Source organism: Mycobacterium sp., from assembly GCF_032162105.1.
Classification (GTDB): domain Bacteria; phylum Actinomycetota; class Actinomycetes; order Mycobacteriales; family Mycobacteriaceae; genus Mycobacterium.
Genome location: NZ_JAVRPS010000615.1, coordinates 1 through 2,509, shown reverse-complemented (window position 1 = coordinate 2,509; position 2,509 = coordinate 1). Strand labels below are relative to the sequence as shown.

The 2,509-nt window shown below is 65.6% G+C and carries 4 protein-coding genes; all 4 read left to right on the top strand.

Features of this window, described 5'->3' with window-relative positions:
• Window positions 1–344: 30S ribosomal protein S13 (gene rpsM, locus QOC69_RS31245; protein WP_526446383.1), on the top strand; the 344-nt coding region annotated here is incomplete at its 5' end.
• A gap of 7 nt (window positions 345–351) precedes the next feature.
• Entirely contained in the window at window positions 352–774 is a 423-nt protein-coding gene (rpsK, locus tag QOC69_RS31240; protein WP_313776064.1) for a 30S ribosomal protein S11, read from the top strand.
• A 25-nt stretch (window positions 775–799) separates the two neighbouring features.
• The gene (rpsD, locus tag QOC69_RS31235) at window positions 800–1,405 is read left to right on the top strand and encodes a 30S ribosomal protein S4 (protein WP_526446382.1); all 606 of its coding nucleotides are present in this window, start codon (window positions 800–802) and stop codon (window positions 1,403–1,405) included.
• A 113-nt stretch (window positions 1,406–1,518) separates the two neighbouring features.
• On the top strand, window positions 1,519–2,509 hold a 991-nt coding region (locus QOC69_RS31230), incomplete at its 3' end, for a DNA-directed RNA polymerase subunit alpha (RefSeq protein WP_526446381.1).

The window sequence follows — 2,509 nt, the reverse complement described above, 5'->3', positions numbered from 1 at the left end:
GCGATAAGCGCATGGAGATCGCGCTGACCTATATCTACGGCATCGGCCGTACCCGCTCCCAGGAAATCCTGGCGGCGACGAGCATCGACCGCGACCTGCGCACCAAGGATCTCAGCGACGATCAGGTCACCCAGCTGCGCGAGTACATCGAGGGCAACCTCAAGGTGGAGGGCGATCTGCGCCGCGAGGTGCAGGGCGACATCCGCCGCAAGATCGAGATCGGCTGCTACCAGGGCCTGCGGCACCGCCGTGGCCTGCCTGTGCGTGGCCAGCGGACCAAGACCAACGCGCGCACCCGCAAGGGCCCGAAGCGCACCATCGCCGGCAAGAAGAAGGCCAGGTAAACCCCAAATGGCACAGGCAAAAAAGGCAGGGCAGGGTGCGTCCGCCCGCAAGGGGCAGAAGACCCGTCGCAGGGAAAAGAAGAACGTCCCGCACGGCGCCGCGCACATCAAGAGCACGTTCAACAACACGATCGTGTCGATCACCGATCCGCAGGGCAACGTCATCGCCTGGGCATCCTCGGGCCACGTCGGCTTCAAGGGTTCGCGCAAGTCGACGCCGTTCGCCGCCCAGCTGGCCGCCGAGAACGCCGCCCGCAAGGCGCAGGAGCACGGTGTGAAGAAGGTCGACGTGTTCGTGAAGGGCCCGGGCTCGGGCCGCGAGACCGCGATCCGGTCGTTGCAGGCTGCCGGCCTCGAGGTCGGCGCAATTTCTGATGTCACCCCGCAGCCGCACAACGGCTGCCGTCCGCCCAAGCGGCGCCGGGTCTAGTCCGGACGAGGAGAAAAGAACACCAATGGCTCGTTATACCGGACCCGCCACCCGCAAGTCCCGCCGTCTCGGCGTCGACCTGATCGGTGGAGATCAGTCGTTCGAAAAGCGCCCTTACCCGCCCGGCCAGCACGGCCGCGCGCGGATCAAGGAGAGCGAGTACCGCCAGCAGCTGCAGGAGAAGCAGAAGGCCCGCTTCACCTACGGCGTCATGGAGAAGCAGTTCCGCCGCTACTACGAAGAGGCCAACCGCCACGTGGGCAAGACGGGTGAGAACCTGCTGCAGATCCTGGAGAGCCGGCTGGATAACGTCGTGTACCGCGCCGGGCTGGCCCGCACGCGTCGCATGGCGCGCCAGCTGGTGAGCCACGGCCACTTCACCGTCAACGGTGTCAAGGTCGACATCCCGAGTTACCGGGTGTCGCAGTACGACATCATCGACATTCGGGAGAAGTCGCTGAACACGCTGCCGTTCGAGCTGTCCCGGCAGACCGCCGGTGATCGTCCGATCCCGGCGTGGCTACAGGTCGTCGGTGAGCGCCAGCGCGTCCTCATCCACCAGCTGCCCGAGCGGGCCCAGATCGCGGTGCCGCTCGCCGAGCAGCTCATCGTCGAGTTCTACTCGAAGTAACAAAGACTCCTGCACCGTCGACATGGCGATGCAGGTGCCTGGAGCCGCCCGGCGGCGACCAGGCAACTAGAAACGGCATCAAATAGCGGGTGCCGAGAAGGAGATGGAAACACATGCTGATCTCTCAGCGACCCACACTGTCCGAGGAGAGCCTCGCCGAGGACCGGTCCAAGTTCGTCATCGAGCCCTTGGAGCCCGGATTCGGTTACACCCTGGCCAACTCGCTTCGGCGGACCCTGCTGTCGTCCATCCCTGGCGCGGCGGTCACCAGCATCCGCATCGACGGCGTGCTGCACGAGTTCACCACCGTTCCCGGGGTGAAGGAAGACGTCACCGACATCATCCTGAACCTCAAGGGTCTGGTCGTGTCGTCCGAGGAGGACGAGCCGGTCACCATGTACCTGCGCAAGCAGGGCCCGGGTGCGGTCACCGCGGGCGACATCGTGCCGCCGGCCGGCGTCACCGTGCACAACCCCGACATGCACATCGCGACCCTGAACGACAAGGGCAAGCTCGAGGTCGAGCTGGTCGTCGAGCGCGGCCGCGGCTACGTGCCTGCCGTGCAGAACAAGGCCTCCGGCGCCGAAATCGGCCGCATCCCGGTCGATTCCATCTACTCGCCGGTGCTGAAGGTCACCTACAAGGTGGAGGCCACCCGCGTCGAGCAGCGCACCGACTTCGACAAGCTGATCCTCGACGTCGAGACCAAGAACTCGATCACCCCGCGTGACGCGCTGGCGTCTGCGGGCAAGACCCTGGTCGAATTGTTCGGTCTGGCACGGGAACTCAACGTCGAGGCCGAGGGCATCGAGATCGGCCCGTCGCCTGCCGAGGCCGACCACATCGCGTCGTTCGCGCTGCCGATCGACGACCTGGAACTCACCGTCCGGTCGTACAACTGCCTCAAGCGCGAGGGTGTGCACACGGTGGGCGAGCTCGTCTCGCGCACGGAGTCCGATCTGCTGGACATCCGCAACTTCGGCCAGAAGTCCATCGACGAGGTCAAGATCAAGCTGCACCAGCTCGGTCTCTCGCTGAAGGACAGCCCGGCCACCTTCGATCCGTCCGAGGTTGCCGGCTATGACGTTGCCACCGGTACCTGGA